Source organism: Citrobacter sp. Igbk 14, from assembly GCF_028069825.1.
Classification (GTDB): Bacteria; Pseudomonadota; Gammaproteobacteria; order Enterobacterales; family Enterobacteriaceae; genus Citrobacter.
Genome location: NZ_JANEWM010000013.1, coordinates 1 through 17,926 on the forward strand (window position 1 = coordinate 1; position 17,926 = coordinate 17,926).

Consider the following 17,926-nt stretch of genomic DNA (forward strand, 5'->3'; position numbering starts at 1 on the left):
CTATATTAAGTAAGAAAGATAAACAGAGTAGTTCAGTTTTAAACAATGCCAGCTTAATTCCCCTACCAAAATTAAGGGGGTCACAAAGTATTCACTCACAATGACTTAGCTAGTCTGTAAGCCATGCTACCTATGAATATCGGGTGTTTCGCCTCACCTTATCTTAAATAACTAAACGTAGCAATTTCCCTTAAAAAATATTCCTTCTGGTTTTCATAGACGTGAAAGCAACCTGACGCCACAACAGATAGTTGCGCATAATTGGCCTGTAGCCCCGACAAAAGCAGGGATTTTATGTATAATTGCGGCCTTTTTCGGCAATCTGCCAACTTTTGGGCGCTTTTGCCCCTGCTGACTTTTGAGGAAATCCACATGTCATTACCACACTGCCCACAATGCAACTCCGAATACACTTACGAAGATAACGGCATGTTCATCTGCCCGGAATGCGCTCACGAATGGAACGACGCTGAACCCGCTCAGGACAGCGACGAACTGATCGTTAAAGATGCTAACGGCAACCTGCTCGCCGATGGCGACAGCGTTACTGTAGTAAAAGATCTGAAGGTAAAAGGTAGCTCTTCCATGCTGAAGATCGGTACCAAAGTGAAGAATATCCGCCTGGTTGAAGGCGACCACAACATCGATTGCAAAATTGATGGCTTTGGCCCAATGAAGCTGAAATCTGAGTTTGTGAAAAAGAACTGATTTAACTGGCCTGATGGCGCTACGCTTATCAGGCCTGCTCCAGCTCATTTGTCAGGCGGGAAACCCATACTTCCCGCCTGGTTTGTTTTTGCACACGACATCTACACTTAACTGGCTTCTTTTACCTGAGGTAAAAATTATGCCGTTAAGTCCCTACATCTCCTTTGCAGGCAACTGCGCTGACGCCATCGCCTATTATCAACAGACGTTAGGTGCCGAACTGCTCTACAAAATCAACTTCGGTGAAATGCCCAAATCGGCGCAGGACAGCGAAGAAGGTTGCCCTTCTGGAATGACATTCCCCGAAACCGCCATCGCCCATGCCAACCTACGCATTGCGGGCAGCGACATTATGATGAGCGATAGCGTCGCCACCGGAAAAGCCCACTACTCCGGCTTCACGCTGGTTCTTGACACGCAAAATGTCGATGAAGGGAAGCGCTGGTTTGATAACCTGGCCGCAAAAGGACAAATCGAAATGGACTGGCAAGAGACCTTCTGGGCACATGGTTTCGGTAAAGTAACCGACCAGTACGGCGTGCCGTGGATGATCAACGTCGTCAAACAACAGCAACCCCCTACCGAGTGATGTAACGGGAGGCTCGTCCTCCCGGACTGTCATCAAATATCGCTCAACTCTTCATCGCCAAGTAACCTTCCTTTAACGAAAACGTCACATTAATCCGCCACGATGGGGCCACTTTTTTAGGGAGGCCGCATCATGCAAACGGTTATTCGCGTCGAGAAACTCTCCAAATCCTTCAATCAACATCAGGCGCTTAATGCAGTTGACCTGAATATCTGTGCCGGTGAGATGGTGGCTCTGCTTGGGCCATCCGGCTCCGGCAAATCCACCCTTTTACGTCATCTAAGCGGTTTGATTACGGGTGATAAATCGCCGGGCAGTCACGTCGAGCTATTAGGCCGTACCGTTCAACATGAAGGCCGACTGGCGCGTGACATCCGCAAAAGCCGTGCCCACACCGGCTACATCTTCCAGCAGTTCAATCTGGTGAACCGACTGAGCGTACTGGAGAACGTGCTGATTGGCGCGCTCGGCAGCACGCCATTCTGGCGCACCTGTTTTAGCTGGTTTACGCCAGAGCAGAAACAACGCGCGTTACAGGCGCTGACCCGCGTGGGTATGGCGCACTTTGCTTATCAGCGCGTTTCCACGCTCTCCGGCGGGCAACAGCAGCGCGTCGCAATCGCCCGTGCACTGATGCAACAGGCAAAAGTGATCCTCGCCGATGAACCTATTGCCTCGCTGGACCCGGAATCGGCGCGCATCGTGATGGACACCCTGCGCGACATTAACCAGACCGACGGTATTACCGTGGTCGTCACGCTGCATCAGGTGGATTACGCCCTGCGCTACTGCGAACGCATTGTCGCGCTGCGTCAGGGGAACGTCTTCTTTGATGGCAGCAGTCAGCACTTCGATAACGATCGTTTTGATCATCTCTACCGCAGCATGAACCGCGTCGAACAGAACGCGCAGGCTGCCTGACATCCCCACAATGAGGAATGGAAATGAGCTATAAGACAGTTGCCGCGCTGGCTTTCACCAGCATGTTTAGCGTCAGTACTCTGCTGAATCCAGCATTTGCCGAAGAGCAAGAAAAAGCGCTGAACTTTGGCATTATTTCGACTGAATCACAGCAAAACCTGAAGCCGCAGTGGGAACCGTTCCTGAAAGATATGGAAAAATCACTGGGCGTAAAAGTGAACGCCTTCTTTGCGCCGGACTACGCCGGGATCATCCAGGGAATGCGCTTTAACAAAGTCGATATCGCCTGGTACGGCAACCTCTCAGCAATGGAAGCGGTGGATCGCGCCAACGGACAGGTCTTTGCCCAGACCGTCGCTGCGGACGGCTCTCCGGGGTACTGGAGCGTACTGATCGTTAACAAGGACAGCCCGATCAACAACCTGAACGATCTGATCGCCAAACGTAAGGATCTGACCTTCGGCAACGGCGATCCCAACTCCACTTCAGGCTACCTCGTCCCTGGTTACTACGTCTTCGCGAAAAACAACATCTCCGCCACCGACTTCAAACGCACCGTCAATGCCGGACACGAAACCAACGCCCTGGCCGTCGCCAACAAACAGGTGGATGTGGCTACCAACAACACCGAAAACCTCGACAAGCTGAAAACCTCCGCACCGGACAAGCTGAAAGAATTGAAGGTTATCTGGAAGTCACCGCTGATCCCAGGCGATCCGATCGTCTGGCGTAAGAACCTCTCTGAAACCACCAAGGACAAGGTGTACGACTTCTTCATGAACTACGGCAAAACGCCGGAGCAGAAAACCGTCCTGGAACGCCTGGGTTGGGCACCGTTCCGCGCCTCCAGCGATCTGCAACTGGTCCCGATTCGCCAACTCGCGCTGTTTAAAGAGATGCAGGGCGTGCAGGACAACAAAGGCCTGAATGCAGAAGAAAAAACCAGCAAAACGTCGGCACTGAAAGCACAGCTTGATGATCTCGACCGCCTGACCGCCGCGCTGGGTGCCATGACCAGCGTGACCAAAGCGGTGCAGTAACCCTGATGCCCGGTGGCGCTTCGCTTACCGGGCCTACAGGACATCGTAGGCCGGATAAGGCGCAAGCGCCGCCATCCGGCAATAACCGACGCACGGAGCTAAATATGCAAACCATCACCGTCGCCCCGCCCAAGCGTAGCTGGTTCTCGCTGCTGAGCTGGGCCATTCTTCTCGCCGTGCTGGTGGTCTCGTGGAAAGGTGCCGAAATGGCCCCGCTCACGCTGATCCAGGATTCCGGCAATATGGCAACCTTCGCTGCCGACTTCTTCCCACCTGACTTCAGCCAGTGGCAGGACTATCTCGGTGAAATGGCCGTCACGCTACAAATCGCCGTCTGGGGTACCGCCCTCGCCGTGGTGCTGTCGATTCCGTTCGGTCTGATGTGCGCCGATAACCTCGTGCCGTGGTGGATTTACCAGCCGATGCGTCGCCTGATGGATGCCTGTCGCGCCATCAACGAAATGGTCTTCGCCATGTTGTTTGTCGTCGCCGTTGGTTTGGGTCCGTTCGCCGGGGTAATGGCGCTGTTTATCCACACCACCGGGGTGCTCTCCAAGCTGCTTTCCGAAGCGGTAGAGGCCATTGAACCCGGTCCGGTAGAAGGTATTCGCGCCACCGGAGCCAACAAGATTGAAGAGATTCTTTACGGCGTTCTGCCACAGGTCATGCCGCTGCTCATCTCCTACTCGCTGTATCGCTTTGAGTCCAACGTTCGTTCGGCAACGGTGGTCGGGATGGTGGGAGCCGGTGGTATCGGCGTGACCTTATGGGAAGCGATTCGCGGCTTCCAGTTCCAGCAAACCTGCGCCCTGATGGTGTTAATCATCGTCACCGTCAGTCTGCTGGATTTCCTCTCCCAGCGTTTGCGTAAGCACTTTATCTGACTAGCGAGGCATTGATTGCTATGCACTTGTCTACACATCCGACCAGTTATCCAACGCGTTATCAGGAAATTGCCGCGAGACTTGAGCAGGAGCTTCGTCAACATTATCGCTGCGGTGATTACCTGCCCGCCGAGCATCAACTGGCCGCGCGTTACGAGGTAAACCGCCACACCCTACGCCGCGCCATTGACCAGTTGGTTGAGCGTGGTTGGGTTCAACGTCGTCAGGGCGTGGGCGTGCTGGTGCTGATGCGCCCGTTCGACTACCCGTTGAATGCCCAGGCGCGCTTCAGCCAGAACCTACTGGACCAGGGCAGCCACCCCACCAGCGAAAAACTGCTGGCGGTACTGCGTCCGGCTTCCAGCCACATTGCTGATGCGCTGAGTATTAACGAGGGCGATAACGTCATTCATTTGCGCACCCTGCGCCGGGTCAACGGCATCGCCCTGTGCCAAATCGACCACTATTTTTCCGACCTTACTCTCTGGCCGCTATTACAAGGCTTTAACCACGGCTCACTGCACGACTACCTGCGCGAACGGTCGGGCCTGACGCTGCTACGCACGCAAACGCGTATCAGCGCCCGCCGCGCACAGGCTAAAGAGAGCAAAGTGCTGGAAATCCCCAACATGGCGCCGCTGCTGTGCGTGCGCACCCTGAACCACCGTGAAGGCGAAGAACAGGCCGCGGAATATTCCGTCAGCCTGACCCGCGCCGACATGATCGAATTCACCATGGAGCACTGAATGCATTTCGATACCGCCACTCGCCAGCGTTGGATGCGCGCGCTGGCTTACAGCAATGCCGATGCCCTGAATGCGCGTATCAAGGCGCTCAAACTGACGCCGGACTATGAGCTTATCCGCGCCCCGGAAAGCGGACTGATGCAGATCCAGGCCCGCATGGGCGGCACCGGTAATCGCTTCTTTGCTGGCGACACCACGCTCACCCGCGCGGTTATTCGCCTGAAGAGCGGCGCGCTGGGCTACAGCTACCTGCTCGGTCGCAATAAACAACACGCCGAGCAGTGCGCGGTAATTGACGCATTGCTGCAGGAACAGACGCATTTCCAGAACCTAATGGAAACCTTAATTGCCCCGCTGGAAGCGGAACGCGAAGCGCTGATTAGCGCACGCCGTGCCGAAGTCAACGCCAGCCGGGTCGACTTCTTCACGCTGGTACGCGGAGATAACGCATGACCTTACAAACCGCCTTTAATTTACCTGTTCAGGATGCCCAACAGAGCTTTCGTCGTCTGCTGAAGGCCATGAGCGAGCCGGGTGTAATCGTCGCCCTGCATCAACTGAAACACGGCTGGCAGCCGCTGGGTCTGGCCACCACCAGCGTGCTGCTGACGCTGGTCGATGGCGACACGCCTGTCTGGCTGGCACCCTCGATAGATAACGATATCGCCCGGCAGAACCTGCGTTTTCACACCAACGCGCCGCTGGTGGACCAGCCGCAACAGGCCGCCTTTGCTGTCGCCGACGAACGCATCAGCAGCGAACAGCTGAATGCCCTCTCCGCGGGTTCTGCTGTGGCCCCAGAGACCAGTGCCACATTGATTGTACAGGTTGCAGGCTTAAGCGGCGGACGCATGCTGCGTCTGACCGGAGCGGGCATTGCCGAAGAACGCATGATCGCGCCACAACTGCCGGAATGCCTGATTCACGAACTTACCGAGCGCCCACATCCGTTCCCGCTGGGGGTCGATCTGATCCTTACCTGCGGTGAACGACTGCTGGCTATTCCGCGAACCACTCATGTGGAGGTGTGCTGATGTATGTCGCCGTCAAAGGGGGCGAAAAGGCGATAGCCAACGCCCATGCCCTGCAGGAAAGTCGACGCCGGGGCGATGAGAGCATTGCTGAACTGAGCGTGGCGCAAATCGAACAACAGATGAACCTGGCCGTCGACCGGGTGATGACCGAAGGCGGCATTGCCGACCGCGAGCTGGCGGCACTGTCGCTAAAACAGGCCAGCGGCGATAACGTCGAAGCCATCTTTCTGCTACGCGCCTATCGCACCACACTGCCAAAGCTGACGGTTAGCGAACCGATTAACAGCGCAGAAATGCGCCTTGAACGCCGAATTTCTGCCGTCTACAAGGATATTCCCGGTGGGCAACTGTTGGGTCCAACCTATGACTACACCCATCGCCTGCTGGATTTTACCTTGCTGGCCAACGGGGAAACGCCACCGCTGCGCAGCGCGGAAAATACGCAGGACGCCTCTCCGCACGTCTTTTCTCTGCTGGCAAATCAAGGACTGGCAAAACGTGAAGAGGATAGCGGCACGACGCCTGACGATATCACCCGCACCCCCCCCGTTTATCCCTGCTCACGCGCTTCGCGACTGCAACAGCTGATGCGCGGCGACGAAGGCTATCTGCTGGCGCTGGCCTACTCCACTCAGCGTGGCTACGGGCGCAACCACCCGTTTGCCGCCGAAATCCGCAGCGGGTACGTAGCGCTGGAAACCGTGCCGGAAGAGCTGGGGTTTGCGGTAAACGTCGGCGAGCTTCTAATGACTGAATGTGAAATGGTTAACGGCTTTGTCGCGCCGGAAAACGACGCGCCCCATTTTACCCGCGGTTACGGGCTGGTGTTCGGCATGAGCGAACGTAAAGCGATGGCGATGGCGCTGGTGGACCGCGCCCTACAGGCAGCCGAATACGATGAAACGGTCACGGGACCGGCGCAGGACGAAGAATTCGTACTGGCGCATGCGGATAACGTCGAGGCGGCGGGTTTTGTTTCGCACCTCAAGCTCCCCCATTACGTCGATTTCCAGGCCGAACTGGAACTGCTTAAACGCCTGCAACAGGAGGCCGACCGTGACCACTAACCTCTCCGGCTACAACTTTGCTTATCTTGATGAGCAGACCAAACGCATGATCCGTCGCGCAATTTTGAAAGCGGTGGCCATCCCCGGTTATCAGGTACCGTTTGGCGGACGCGAAATGCCAATGCCGTACGGCTGGGGTACGGGCGGCATTCAGCTTACCGCCAGTGTGATTGGCGAGCCGGATGTACTGAAAGTGATTGACCAGGGGGCGGATGACACCACCAACGCTGTGTCGATCCGCAACTTCTTCAAGCGCGTAACCGGCGTTAACACCACCGAACGTACAGAAGACGCCACGCTAATTCAGACCCGCCACCGCATTCCGGAGACGCCGCTGGTGGAAGATCAGATAATCATCTTCCAGGTGCCAATCCCCGAGCCGCTGCGCTTTATCGAACCGCGCGAAACGGAAACCCGCACCATGCATGCACTGGAAGAGTACGGCATCATGCAGGTAAAACTGTATGAAGATATCGCCCGCTTCGGCCATATCGCCACCACCTACGCCTATCCAGTGAAGGTTAACAGCCGCTACGTGATGGACCCGTCGCCCATCCCGAAATTCGACAACCCGAAGATGGACATGATGCCTGCCCTGCAATTGTTCGGTGCAGGCCGCGAAAAACGTATCTATGCCGTACCACCGTATACACGGGTGGAAAGCCTCGATTTCGACGATCACCCGTTTACCGTGCAGAGCTGGGATGAACCTTGCGCCATCTGCGGATCAACCCATAGCTATCTCGACGAAGTGGTGCTCGATGACAGCGGCAAACGCATGTTTGTCTGCTCCGACACCGACTACTGCCGCCAACAGAGCGAGGCCCTCAGCCAATGACGCAACCGCTGCTTTCAGTCAACAACCTGACCCATCTCTACGCGCCGGGCAAAGGCTTCAGCGATGTCTCTTTTGACCTGTGGCCTGGCGAAGTGCTGGGCATCGTTGGGGAATCCGGTTCCGGTAAAACTACGCTGCTAAAATCTATCTCTTCACGGCTGACGCCACAAAACGGTGAGATCTTATATCAGAACCGTTCGCTATACGGCATGAACAAAGCCGATCGTCGCCGCCTGCTGCGCACGGAATGGGGCGTAGTGCACCAGCATCCGATGGACGGCCTGCGCCGCCAGGTTTCCGCTGGCGGTAATATTGGTGAACGCCTGATGGCCACCGGGGCTCGCCACTACGGCGACATCCGCGCCACCGCCCAGCGCTGGCTGGAAGAGGTGGAAATCCCCGCCTCACGTATCGACGACCTGCCGACCACCTTTTCCGGCGGCATGCAGCAGCGTTTACAGATCGCCCGCAACCTCGTCACCCATCCCAAACTGGTGTTTATGGACGAACCGACCGGCGGCCTGGACGTCTCGGTACAGGCCAAGCTGCTCGACCTGCTGCGTGGCCTGGTGGTGGAACTGGATCTGGCAGTGGTGATTGTCACCCATGATTTGGGCGTGGCACGTCTGCTGGCAGACCGTTTGCTGGTGATGAAACAGGGCCAGGTGGTGGAAAGTGGGTTAACCGATCGCGTGCTCGACGATCCGCATCATCCGTATACCCAGTTGCTGGTGTCGTCGGTGTTGCAGAACTGATTTTTTGTTGTGCCGGATGGCGGCTACGCCTTATCCGGCCTACGGAGCGGCATCGCTTGTGCCGGATGGCGGCTGCGCCTTATCCGGCCTACGGAGCGGCATCGCTTGTGCCGGATGGCGGCTGCGCCTTATCCGGCCTACGGGGCGGCATTGGTTGTGCCGGATGGCGGCTGCGCCTTATCCGGCCTACGGAGCGGCATTGGTTGTAGGCCTGATAAGCGCAGCGCCATCAGGCAATCGAACGCACAAATGTTTAAAGAGGCTAAAAATGAACGCGATCCGCGTTGAAAATGTCAGTAAAACCTTCGTGCTCCACCAGCAAAACGGCGTGCGTCTGCCGGTGCTGCAAAACGCGACTCTGGACGTTAAAAACGGCGAATGCGTCGTGCTGCACGGCCATTCCGGCAGCGGTAAATCGACGCTGCTACGTTCGCTGTATGCCAACTACCTGCCAGATGAAGGGCATATCCATATTCGCCATAGCGGCGAATGGGTGGATCTGGTGCAGGCTCCGGCCCGTAAAGTGCTGGAGGTCCGTCGTTCAACTATCGGCTGGGTAAGTCAGTTCCTGCGCGTGATCCCTCGAATTTCCGCGCTGGATGTGGTGATGCAGCCACTGCTGGATCTGGGCGTATCTCGTGAGGAATGTGCCGCCAAAGCCGCAAGCCTGCTCACCCGCCTGAATGTTCCTGAGCGCTTATGGCATCTCGCGCCATCAACCTTTTCCGGCGGCGAACAGCAACGCGTCAACATCGCCCGTGGGTTTATTGTCGATTACCCCATTCTGCTGCTCGATGAGCCTACCGCCTCGCTGGACGCCAAAAACAGCGCCGCCGTGGTGGCGCTGATTGAAGAAGCAAAAGCCCGCGGCGCGGCAATTGTCGGCATTTTTCACGATCAAACCGTGCGTGACCGCGTCGCGGATCGTCTGCACCTGATGGGAACAACAGCATGATTATCAACAATGTAAAGCTGGTGCTGGAAGATGAAGTGGTGCAAGGATCGCTGGAGATTGGAGGCGGGGTTATTCGCACTTTTGCCGAAAGCCAGAGCAGCTTGCCTGAAGCGCTGGACGGTGAAGGCGGCTGGCTGCTGCCGGGGCTTATTGAACTGCATACCGATAACCTCGACAAGTTCTTTACCCCACGCCCAAAAGTAGACTGGCCTGCCCACTCAGCGATGAGCAGCCACGATGCTTTAATGGTTGCCAGCGGTATTACCACCGTACTGGACGCGGTGGCGATTGGCGATGTGCGAGACGGTGGCGACCGTCTGGAAAACCTGGAAAAAATGATCAATGCGGTGGAAGAGACGCAAAAGCGCGGTGTCAACCGTGCCGAACACCGTCTGCATCTGCGCTGTGAGCTGCCGCACCACACCACCCTGCCGCTGTTTGAAAAGCTGGTTGGTCGTGAGCCGGTGACGCTGGTGTCGTTGATGGATCACTCACCGGGCCAGCGTCAGTTCGCCAACCGTGAAAAGTACCGCGAGTACTATCAGGGCAAGTATTCGCTGACCGACGAGCAGATGGCCCGCTATGAAGAAGAGCAACTCGCCCTGGCGGCACGCTGGTCACAACCCAACCGCACCGCCATCGCGCAGATGTGTCGTGAACGGCAGATTGCACTGGCGAGCCACGATGACGCCACTCATGATCATGTCCTTGAATCGCATCAACTTGGCAGCGTGATCGCCGAATTTCCCACGACTTTCGAAGCTGCCGAAGCCTCACGCCAGCATGGTATGAACGTGCTGATGGGCGCGCCGAATATCGTGCGAGGCGGTTCGCACTCCGGCAACGTAGCGGCCCATAAGCTGGCCGAACTGGGGCTACTGGATATCCTCTCTTCCGATTACTACCCCGCCAGTCTGCTCGACGCAGCATTTCGTGTCGCGGATGACGATACCAACCGTTTTACACTTCCACAGGCTATTCGTCTGGTGACCCGTAATCCCGCACGGGCGTTGAATCTTGACGACCGTGGCGTGGTTGCCGAAGGAAAACGTGCAGACCTGGTGCTGGCACACCGCAAAGGCGGCAACATCCATATCGACCACGTCTGGCGTCAGGGCAAAAGGGTATTCTGACTATGGGTAAACTGATCTGGCTGATGGGGCCATCCGGCTCCGGAAAGGACAGTCTGCTGGCGGAACTCCGCCTACAGGAACCGGCACAATTGCTGGTGGCACATCGTTACATCACCCGGGCGGCCAATGCCGGGAATGAAAACCACATCGCCCTCAGCGAACAAGAGTTTTTTACCCGTGCCGGGCAAAACCTGCTGGCGCTAAGCTGGCATGCCAACGGTTTGTACTACGGCGTCGGCGTGGAGATTGATCTCTGGCTGCATGCCGGTTTTGATGTGGTGGTCAACGGTTCACGCGCCCATCTGCCGCAGGCGCAATCACGCTATGGCACGGCTTTAATGCCTATCTGCTTACAGGTTTCTCCGGCGATTTTACGCCAACGTCTGCAGGCACGCGGACGGGAAAGCGAAACGGAAATCGCTGCCCGCCTTGAACGCGCGGCCCGCTACGCGCCTTACGACTGCCACGTCCTCAATAACGATGGAAGTTTGCTACAGTCAGTCGATACACTGCTCACCCTGATGGGACGCAAGGAGAAGAAACATGTCTGTCTGTGAATTACGCCGCGCTACGCTGTATGACACCGATGCGGTTTACGCGCTGGTCTGCGAACTGAAGCAGGGTAAATTCGACCACCAGGCCTTTAGCACCGGGTATATAGCCAATCTGCAAGACCCCAATATGCACTACCAACTGGCGCTGCTTGACGGACAGGTTATCGGATTGATCGGTCTGCATTTGCAGTTTCACCTGCACCACGCTAACTGGATTGGTGAGATTCAGGAACTGGTGGTGATGCCACAGGCTCGGGGGTTGAAGGTAGGCAGCCAGTTGCTGGCCTGGGCCGAAGCCACCGCGCGCGAAGCGGGGGCGGAAATGACCGAGCTTTCCACCAGCACGCAGCGCCTTGATGCGCATCGTTTTTACCGCCGCGAAGGTTATACGCAGAGCCATTTTCGCTTTACCAAGCCGTTGTAGGGGGATGCGATGAGTCTGACCATTACGCTTACAGGAACCGGCGGCGCACAGTTGGTACCGGCTTTTGGCTGCAACTGTGCCGCTTGCCAACGAGCACGTTTACAGGCGCAATACCGCCGACGCCCCTGCAGTGGCGTGGTCAAATTCAACGACGCGGTGACGCTCCTGGATGCAGGGATCCCCCATCTGATGGACGACTGGCCGGCAGGCAGTTTCCAGCAGTTCCTGCTCACTCACTATCATATGGATCATGTACAGGGACTGTTTCCGCTGCGCTGGGGAGTGGGAAAAACAATCCCGGTGTACGGCCCACCGGATGAACAGGGCTGCGACGATCTGTTTAAGCACCCCGGCATTCTGGATTTTAGCCAGACCGTCGCGCCGTTTGTGGTGTTCGATTTACAGGGATTGCAGGTGACCCCTTTACCGCTCAACCACTCGAAGCTGACGTTCGGCTATCTGCTGGAAACCGCGCACAGCCGCGTGGCGTGGCTCTCCGATACCGCCGGGCTTCCCGACAAGACGCTGAAGTTTCTGCACAATAACCAGCCGCAAGTGATTATCATCGATTGCAGCCATGCCCCACGCGCCGAGCCGCCTCGCAATCACAGCGATGTAAATACCGTCATCGCCCTAAACGAGGTTATCCGCTGCCCACGGGTGATCCTGACGCACATCAGCCATCAGTTCGACCTGTGGATGATGGAAAATCCACTACCGGCAGGGTTTGAAGCCGGGTATGACGGAATGGAGATTGTGCTGGAGTAAGGAAATTTGCCGGATGCGATGAAAACATCTTATCCGGCCTACAAACAGATGGTTAAGCGGTTCCAGGTATTCATATTGCAGGATATCACCCACAGTCGTTGGTTTTCTGGATGCCTGTTTCATATCGTTACAGCTAACGATCGTAGTCCTCTTCCATCCTGCGTTCTTCGTCTTCTAACTGTCGACGTTCCTGATCGAGCTGCCGCTGGCGGTCGTCTAACTGACGACGGCGGTCTTCGAACTGGCGACGACGATTGTCGTACTGCCTGCGGCGATCGTCACTCATCTGACGCTGCCAGCCATCATCACGTGAGTCGTCATAATCCCGATTGTTATCCGGATTATAAGCATCGCTGACGACGCGTTGAATATTGCCAATGGCGTCATCAATAATGTCTGCATGCGCCGAAATCGTCGTCAACATCAACAAACTGAATAAAAAGAGCGTCGGGGAGCGTTTCATAAAACCAGCCTCATAAAGAAACTGGCTCCACGGTAATCAAAGTGCTTTGACGCGAGTAGCGGAGGAATCTCAATTACGTGCGCGTCGCAGCGCCTGGGCCAGCTCCCCTCGGGTAAACGGTTTACGCAATAGCGCCACATCCGGCAGTGCCGGATTATGCGCCGGGCGTAAATCCTGGCCGCTAATCAGCAGAATATTCAGTTGGGGATAATGCTTCAGGGCATGATTGACCACATCCGCACCACTCAATCCGCCTGGCAACATTAAGTCACTGACAAGAATATCAATCTCTGCTGAAGCCGCCAGCATATGCATTGCCTGTTCACCGTTAGCGGCTTCGAGCGTCAGGTAGCCCAAAAGGTGTAGCTGTTCGCACAACGTCTGACGCACATCGGCCTCATCTTCAAGCACCAGAACCAGCTTCTCACCGCGGGTCGCAGGATGCTCTGCTATCGGTTCGACCGGAACTTGCACTGGCACAACGGCACGAGGAAGCTGTAATCTGACGGTGGTTCCCTGCCCCGGCGCGCTTTCGATCTCTACGCGACCGCCAGATTGACGCACAAAGCCGTACACCATCGACAGCCCCAGCCCACTCCCACTACCGGTTTGTTTGGTCGTGAAGAACGGTTCGAAGACCTGTGCCTTAATTTCCTGTGACATGCCACTGCCCTGGTCAGCCACTTCCAGCATCACCATGTCCTGCTTGCGGCCATCGCTACGCGTAACGCGCTGATTCCACGAACGGATCTTAATTATACCGGCCTGCCCATCCATCGCATCACGGGCGTTCATCACCAGATTGATAATGGCGTTTTCCAACTGGCTGACGTCAATCCACGCCGGCCAGGCGGGGGATTGGGCCTCGATTTCAAGGGTCAATGTGGCAGGTAGCGAATGACGCATCAACTCTCCCAGGTTTTCCAGCAGCGTTTTCAGCTCTACCGCGTGCGGATGCAAAGACTGTTTGCGTGAAAAGGCCAGCAGCCGCTGGGTCAGCAGCGCCCCACGTTCAGCCGCTTTTAGCGCCCGATGAATCCGCGGTGCATCGGGAGAATCCGGATTCACCAGATCCAGACTGCCGATAATCACCGCCAGCAAGTTATTGAAATCATGCGCCAGCCCCCCCGTCAGTTGCCCTACCGCTTTCAGCTTTTGGCTGTGTAGCAGCGCTTCTTCCAGCCCCTGGCGCTCGGTGCGGTCGATTTCCATCTGGCTGGTTTTTTCTTTTAGCAAGCGGGTGGTGTGCTCCAGCGACGCCGTATTACGGGCGAATACACTAAAGGCACGCGCCAGTTCGCCCAGCTCATCGCGGCGTTGTAGAGCCGGGACGCTGACGTCCGATTCACCGTGCGCCAGTCGGGTCATCGCTCGCGAAATGGCGGTCAGGTTGGAGCCAAGATTGCGGTAGATATACCAGCCAGCAAAACCGGTGATCACCACCGCCAGCAGCGCAAAGACCAGAATAAACAACGCGCCGGATTGCAGCTCCTGGTGGCTTTGCGCCACCCGCTGTTCGGAGATTAACGCCACCTGCGAAGCATACTGGTTGATATCACTGTTGAGGATCGCGACCAGCGCTTTGATATGAAACATATACCAGTTGATCGCCAGATCGCTTTGTTCCAGGGCGGCAGAAAGCGGCTCCAGCTTATGCAGTTCCTGATTGAAATCATTGAGAATACGGCTAATCAGCAGGTTACTGGCTTGCAGAGGCAGCGCAGGCATCACGCCGTCCAGTTGTTTGACCACCGATCGCGGCGTAGGTGTTTCAATGGCGGCCATAATTAAACGATCCATTTGATCCAGCAGCGCGTCATCCTGTGCGTCAGTCAACTTTTGCAGATGGCGTAAGTAGCTTTGATTCTGATACAGCGAACTGAGTAGCGCGTTACGCTCCAGATGCCGCCGCTGTCCGCGCTGCAACATACCTTCCACACTGCTTTGCAGCTCATTGCTGCGTTGAATAATACGCTCAACCAACCCCGGCTCCTGCTGTGCCAGCGGCGCAGCGGCCAGTTGTTCCAGCGACTGCTTCAGCGCCCGCTGGGTCTCCTGTAGACGTTCCGCTTCGCCTTTGTATTCCAGTGCCCCCACCACCTGAGAGAGCCGCACCGCCGCCGTTGCTACATTTGCCGTATCGCGCGCCAGATTCATGCTGCCGGTCATGTCATCAACCGTTTGTTGCTGCACCTGCTCCTGAATCTGACTGGCATGCTGAAAACCCAGCACCGCTACGCCGCTGACCATCAACGTGACCGCCACCACCAGCAGGTTGAAAAACAGTAATCGCCCGCGCGCGCTGGCGAAAAAGTGACGTCCCGGTTGCGGCATATCACGCTCCATGAAGAAAAATCGCAATATGACAAATATGAACGGCTTCTGACATTTTGCATTTACATTCCTGTGATGGACTGCTGATATCGGCCCCCCCGCAGGAGATCCGCGATGAGCAGGACACCGGTTCTGGAAATGCGCAACATTGCCAAAGCGTTTGGCAAATTTTACGCGCTGAAAGGGGTCGATTTAACGGTCTGGCCGGGTGAGATCCATGCCCTGATGGGCGAAAACGGTGCGGGGAAAAGCACCCTGATGAAGATCCTCGCGGGGGCCTATACCGCCACCAGCGGCGAGATCCTGATTGACGGACAGCCTTTTCATATTCGTGGACCAAAGGATGCGTTAAGTGCCGGCATTACCCTGATTTATCAGGAGATGCAGCTCGCACCTAACCTGACAGTGGCGGAGAATATCTTCCTCGGCAGTGAATTGTCGCGCGGTGGTCTGGTCCAGCGCAAAGAGATGGTGATGCAGTCGCAGAAGGTTATCGACCGACTCGGAGCCCAGTTTAAGGCCAGCGACCGGGTAATGACGCTGACCATCGCCGAGCAGCAGCAGGTCGAAATCGCCCGCGCCCTACACCGTAACAGTCGTATCCTGGTGATGGATGAACCCACCGCCGCCCTCTCCTCACGTGAAACGCACCGCCTGTTTGAACTGATCATGCGCCTGCGCGATGAAGGAATGGCGATTATCTATATCAGTCACCGCATGGCGGAAGTCTATGAATTGTCCGATCGCGTCAGCGTCCTGCGCGATGGGCAGTATGTCGGTAGCCTGACCCGCGACAAGCTTAATGCTTCGGAACTGGTGCGCATGATGGTTGGCCGCCCATTGAGCGACCTGTTCAACAAGGAGCGCGATATTCCCTTAGGCAAAGCGCGCCTGAACGTTCATCACCTGACAGATGGCAACAAAGTGCAACCGTGTAGTCTGCTGGTGCGCTCTGGGGAGATTGTCGGCCTTGCAGGTCTGGTGGGAGCCGGACGTTCCGAACTGGCGCAGCTGATTTTTGGCGTACGCAAAGCGATCGGCGGCATGATTGAAGTCGACGGCGAACCGGTAGTGATCCACTCCCCACGTGAAGCAATTGACCACGGTATTGGCTTTCTGACGGAGAACCGCAAAGAACAGGGGTTATTTTTAGAACTGGCGGCAGCGGAGAACATCACCATGGCGACGCTGGAACGTGATGCCAACTGGGGGTTGCTCGATCGCAAAAAAGCGCAGGCCATTTCCGATGACGCGATTCAATTACTCAACATCCGCGTGCCGCATGCTCAGGTACGGGCGGGTGGGCTGTCCGGCGGCAATCAACAAAAATTGCTGATCTCGCGTTGGGTGGCGATCGGCCCCCGCATTTTGATCCTTGATGAACCCACGCGCGGCGTAGACGTCGGTGCCAAAAGCGAGATCTACCGGATCATGAACGATATGGCGCGCAAAGGCGTGGCGATCCTGATGATCTCCAGTGAATTGCCGGAAGTGGTCGGCATGAGCGATCGGGTATATGTCATGCGGGAAGGCAGTATTGCCGGCGAACTGGACGGGAAAAGCATTACCCAGGAAAACATTATGACGCTGGCAACCGGCGTGAACGACTCCCATCATCAGGCGGTGCCCCATGAATAATCCAACCCCTCCCCAGCAAGTGGCGAAATCCGCCTCTGCGAAAAAGATGTTGATGAGCGATCTAATGCAAACGGTCGGCATCTTACCTATTCTGATCCTGATTGTGGCGGTGTTTGGCTTTATCGCGCCAAACTTTTTTACTGAGAGCAACCTACTGAATATTACCCGCCAGGCGTCGATCAATATCGTCCTGGCGGCCGGCATGACTTTCATCATCCTGACCGGCGGGATCGATCTCTCCGTCGGTTCAATTCTCGGCACCACCGCCGTTGCGGCCATGGTCGTTTCTCTTATTCCTGAGTTTGCCATGCTGTCGATTCCGGCGGCGCTGATGCTCGGCCTGGTGCTGGGGCTGTTCAATGGCGCACTGGTTGCCTTCGCCGGATTGCCGCCGTTTATCGTCACGCTTGGGACTTATACCGCGTTACGTGGTGCGGCCTATCTGCTGGCGGATGGCACGACGGTTATCAACTCCAACATCAGCTTTGAGTGGATCGGCAATAACTATCTCGGTCCGGTACCGTGGCTGGTGGTGGTTGCGTTGGCGGTGGTGGTGGTGTGCTGGTTCATTCTGCGCCGCACCACGCTGGGCGTCCATATCTACGCGGTTGGCGGCAATATGCAGGCCGCACGTTTAACCGGTATCAAAGTCTGGCTGGTGCTACTGTTCGTCTATGGCATGAGCGGTCTGCTCTCGGGCCTTGGTGGGGTGATGAGCGCCTCGCGGCTGTACAGCGCCAACGGCAACTTAGGGATGGGTTATGAGCTGGACGCGATTGCCGCGGTGATCCTCGGCGGCACCAGCTTTGTCGGCGGTATTGGCACCATCACCGGCACGCTGGTAGGGGCGCTGATTATTGCCACGCTTAATAACGGCATGACGCTAATGGGCGTCTCCTATTTCTGGCAACTGGTGATCAAAGGGGCGGTGATCATCATAGCGGTGCTGATCGACAAATACCGTACCCGACACCATCAAAGTGCATAGACAAGCTTACTGGCCTACATATTCGTAGGCCTGATAAGCGCAGCGCCATGAGGCGTATAACAACAATACCCTACGTGAGGAAACGAG

At 56.4% G+C, this 17,926-nt stretch carries 20 protein-coding genes and 1 pseudogene; 18 read left to right on the forward strand and 3 right to left on the reverse strand.

Annotation, left to right across the window (positions count from 1 at the left end):
- The first annotated feature begins 372 nt into the window (after positions 1-372).
- From NNN64_RS07135 to phnP, 16 genes are all read left to right on the forward strand, one after another.
- Positions 373-708, forward strand: a complete 336-nt coding sequence (locus NNN64_RS07135; RefSeq protein ID WP_003031835.1) for a zinc ribbon domain-containing protein YjdM — start codon at positions 373-375, stop codon at positions 706-708.
- A 139-nt stretch (positions 709-847) separates the two neighbouring features.
- Positions 848-1,297: a VOC family metalloprotein YjdN gene (gene yjdN, locus NNN64_RS07140; RefSeq protein ID WP_271440942.1), complete on the forward strand. Its 450-nt coding sequence runs from the start codon at positions 848-850 to the stop codon at positions 1,295-1,297.
- Positions 1,298-1,429: 132 nt separating this feature from the next.
- Positions 1,430-2,218, forward strand: coding sequence for a phosphonate ABC transporter ATP-binding protein (gene phnC, locus NNN64_RS07145; protein ID WP_271440943.1), 789 nt, complete (start codon positions 1,430-1,432; stop codon positions 2,216-2,218).
- 23 nt (positions 2,219-2,241) lie between these two features.
- On the forward strand, positions 2,242-3,258 hold the full coding sequence (phnD, locus tag NNN64_RS07150) for a phosphonate ABC transporter substrate-binding protein (RefSeq protein WP_271440944.1): 1,017 nt from the start codon (positions 2,242-2,244) through the stop codon (positions 3,256-3,258).
- A 104-nt stretch (positions 3,259-3,362) separates the two neighbouring features.
- Entirely contained in the window at positions 3,363-4,142 is a 780-nt protein-coding gene (phnE, locus tag NNN64_RS07155; RefSeq protein ID WP_016155398.1) for a phosphonate ABC transporter, permease protein PhnE, read from the forward strand.
- A 20-nt stretch (positions 4,143-4,162) separates the two neighbouring features.
- Entirely contained in the window at positions 4,163-4,888 is a 726-nt protein-coding gene (gene phnF / locus NNN64_RS07160) for a phosphonate metabolism transcriptional regulator PhnF (protein ID WP_271440945.1), read from the forward strand.
- Complete coding sequence (gene phnG, locus NNN64_RS07165; RefSeq protein ID WP_271440946.1) at positions 4,889-5,341, forward strand: phosphonate C-P lyase system protein PhnG; 453 nt, start codon at positions 4,889-4,891, stop codon at positions 5,339-5,341.
- Entirely contained in the window at positions 5,338-5,922 is a 585-nt protein-coding gene (phnH, locus tag NNN64_RS07170) for a phosphonate C-P lyase system protein PhnH (RefSeq protein WP_271440947.1), read from the forward strand. The genes phnG and phnH overlap by 4 nt, the downstream gene beginning before the upstream one ends.
- Positions 5,922-6,989, forward strand: a complete 1,068-nt coding sequence (locus NNN64_RS07175) for a carbon-phosphorus lyase complex subunit PhnI (RefSeq protein WP_271440948.1) — start codon at positions 5,922-5,924, stop codon at positions 6,987-6,989. The genes phnH and NNN64_RS07175 overlap by 1 nt, the downstream gene beginning before the upstream one ends.
- Before the next feature lie 46 nt (positions 6,990-7,035).
- Positions 7,036-7,827, forward strand: a complete 792-nt coding sequence (phnJ, locus tag NNN64_RS07180; RefSeq protein WP_271440983.1) for an alpha-D-ribose 1-methylphosphonate 5-phosphate C-P-lyase PhnJ — start codon at positions 7,036-7,038, stop codon at positions 7,825-7,827.
- Complete coding sequence (phnK, locus tag NNN64_RS07185; RefSeq protein ID WP_271440949.1) at positions 7,824-8,582, forward strand: phosphonate C-P lyase system protein PhnK; 759 nt, start codon at positions 7,824-7,826, stop codon at positions 8,580-8,582. Before phnJ ends, phnK begins: the two co-directional genes overlap by 4 nt.
- Positions 8,583-8,850: 268 nt before the next feature.
- Positions 8,851-9,537 (forward strand): phosphonate C-P lyase system protein PhnL, encoded by a 687-nt coding sequence (gene phnL, locus NNN64_RS07190; RefSeq protein WP_271440950.1) that lies wholly within the window; start codon positions 8,851-8,853, stop codon positions 9,535-9,537.
- On the forward strand, positions 9,534-10,670 hold the full coding sequence (gene phnM, locus NNN64_RS07195; RefSeq protein ID WP_271440951.1) for an alpha-D-ribose 1-methylphosphonate 5-triphosphate diphosphatase: 1,137 nt from the start codon (positions 9,534-9,536) through the stop codon (positions 10,668-10,670). The genes phnL and phnM overlap by 4 nt, the downstream gene beginning before the upstream one ends.
- A gap of 2 nt (positions 10,671-10,672) precedes the next feature.
- Entirely contained in the window at positions 10,673-11,227 is a 555-nt protein-coding gene (phnN, locus tag NNN64_RS07200) for a ribose 1,5-bisphosphokinase (RefSeq protein ID WP_271440952.1), read from the forward strand.
- Complete coding sequence (gene phnO / locus NNN64_RS07205; protein WP_137382893.1) at positions 11,214-11,648, forward strand: aminoalkylphosphonate N-acetyltransferase; 435 nt, start codon at positions 11,214-11,216, stop codon at positions 11,646-11,648. Before phnN ends, phnO begins: the two co-directional genes overlap by 14 nt.
- 9 nt (positions 11,649-11,657) lie before the next feature.
- Positions 11,658-12,416, forward strand: a complete 759-nt coding sequence (phnP, locus tag NNN64_RS07210; RefSeq protein WP_271440953.1) for a phosphonate metabolism protein PhnP — start codon at positions 11,658-11,660, stop codon at positions 12,414-12,416.
- Between the two features lie 51 nt (positions 12,417-12,467).
- On the opposite strand, the pseudogene NNN64_RS07215 reads toward phnP, so the two are convergent.
- The 3 genes and pseudogenes from NNN64_RS07215 to NNN64_RS07225 all read right to left on the reverse strand — a co-directional run.
- Positions 12,468-12,539 (reverse strand): annotated as a pseudogene (locus tag NNN64_RS07215) (HigA family addiction module antitoxin); the annotation flags it as partial.
- A gap of 10 nt (positions 12,540-12,549) precedes the next feature.
- Entirely contained in the window at positions 12,550-12,879 is a 330-nt protein-coding gene (gene yjdP / locus NNN64_RS07220; RefSeq protein ID WP_271440954.1) for a DDRRRQL repeat protein YjdP, read from the reverse strand.
- 69 nt (positions 12,880-12,948) lie between these two features.
- On the reverse strand, positions 12,949-15,213 hold the full coding sequence (locus NNN64_RS07225; RefSeq protein WP_271440955.1) for a hybrid sensor histidine kinase/response regulator: 2,265 nt from the start codon (positions 15,211-15,213) through the stop codon (positions 12,949-12,951).
- A gap of 114 nt (positions 15,214-15,327) precedes the next feature.
- Here NNN64_RS07225 and NNN64_RS07230 point away from each other — a divergent pair, with 114 nt between their 5' ends.
- Entirely contained in the window at positions 15,328-16,851 is a 1,524-nt protein-coding gene (locus NNN64_RS07230; RefSeq protein ID WP_202037148.1) for a sugar ABC transporter ATP-binding protein, read from the forward strand.
- The gene (locus NNN64_RS07235) at positions 16,844-17,839 is read left to right on the forward strand and encodes an ABC transporter permease subunit (protein ID WP_271440956.1); all 996 of its coding nucleotides are present in this window, start codon (positions 16,844-16,846) and stop codon (positions 17,837-17,839) included. Before NNN64_RS07230 ends, NNN64_RS07235 begins: the two co-directional genes overlap by 8 nt.
- Positions 17,840-17,926 lie beyond the last annotated feature (87 nt).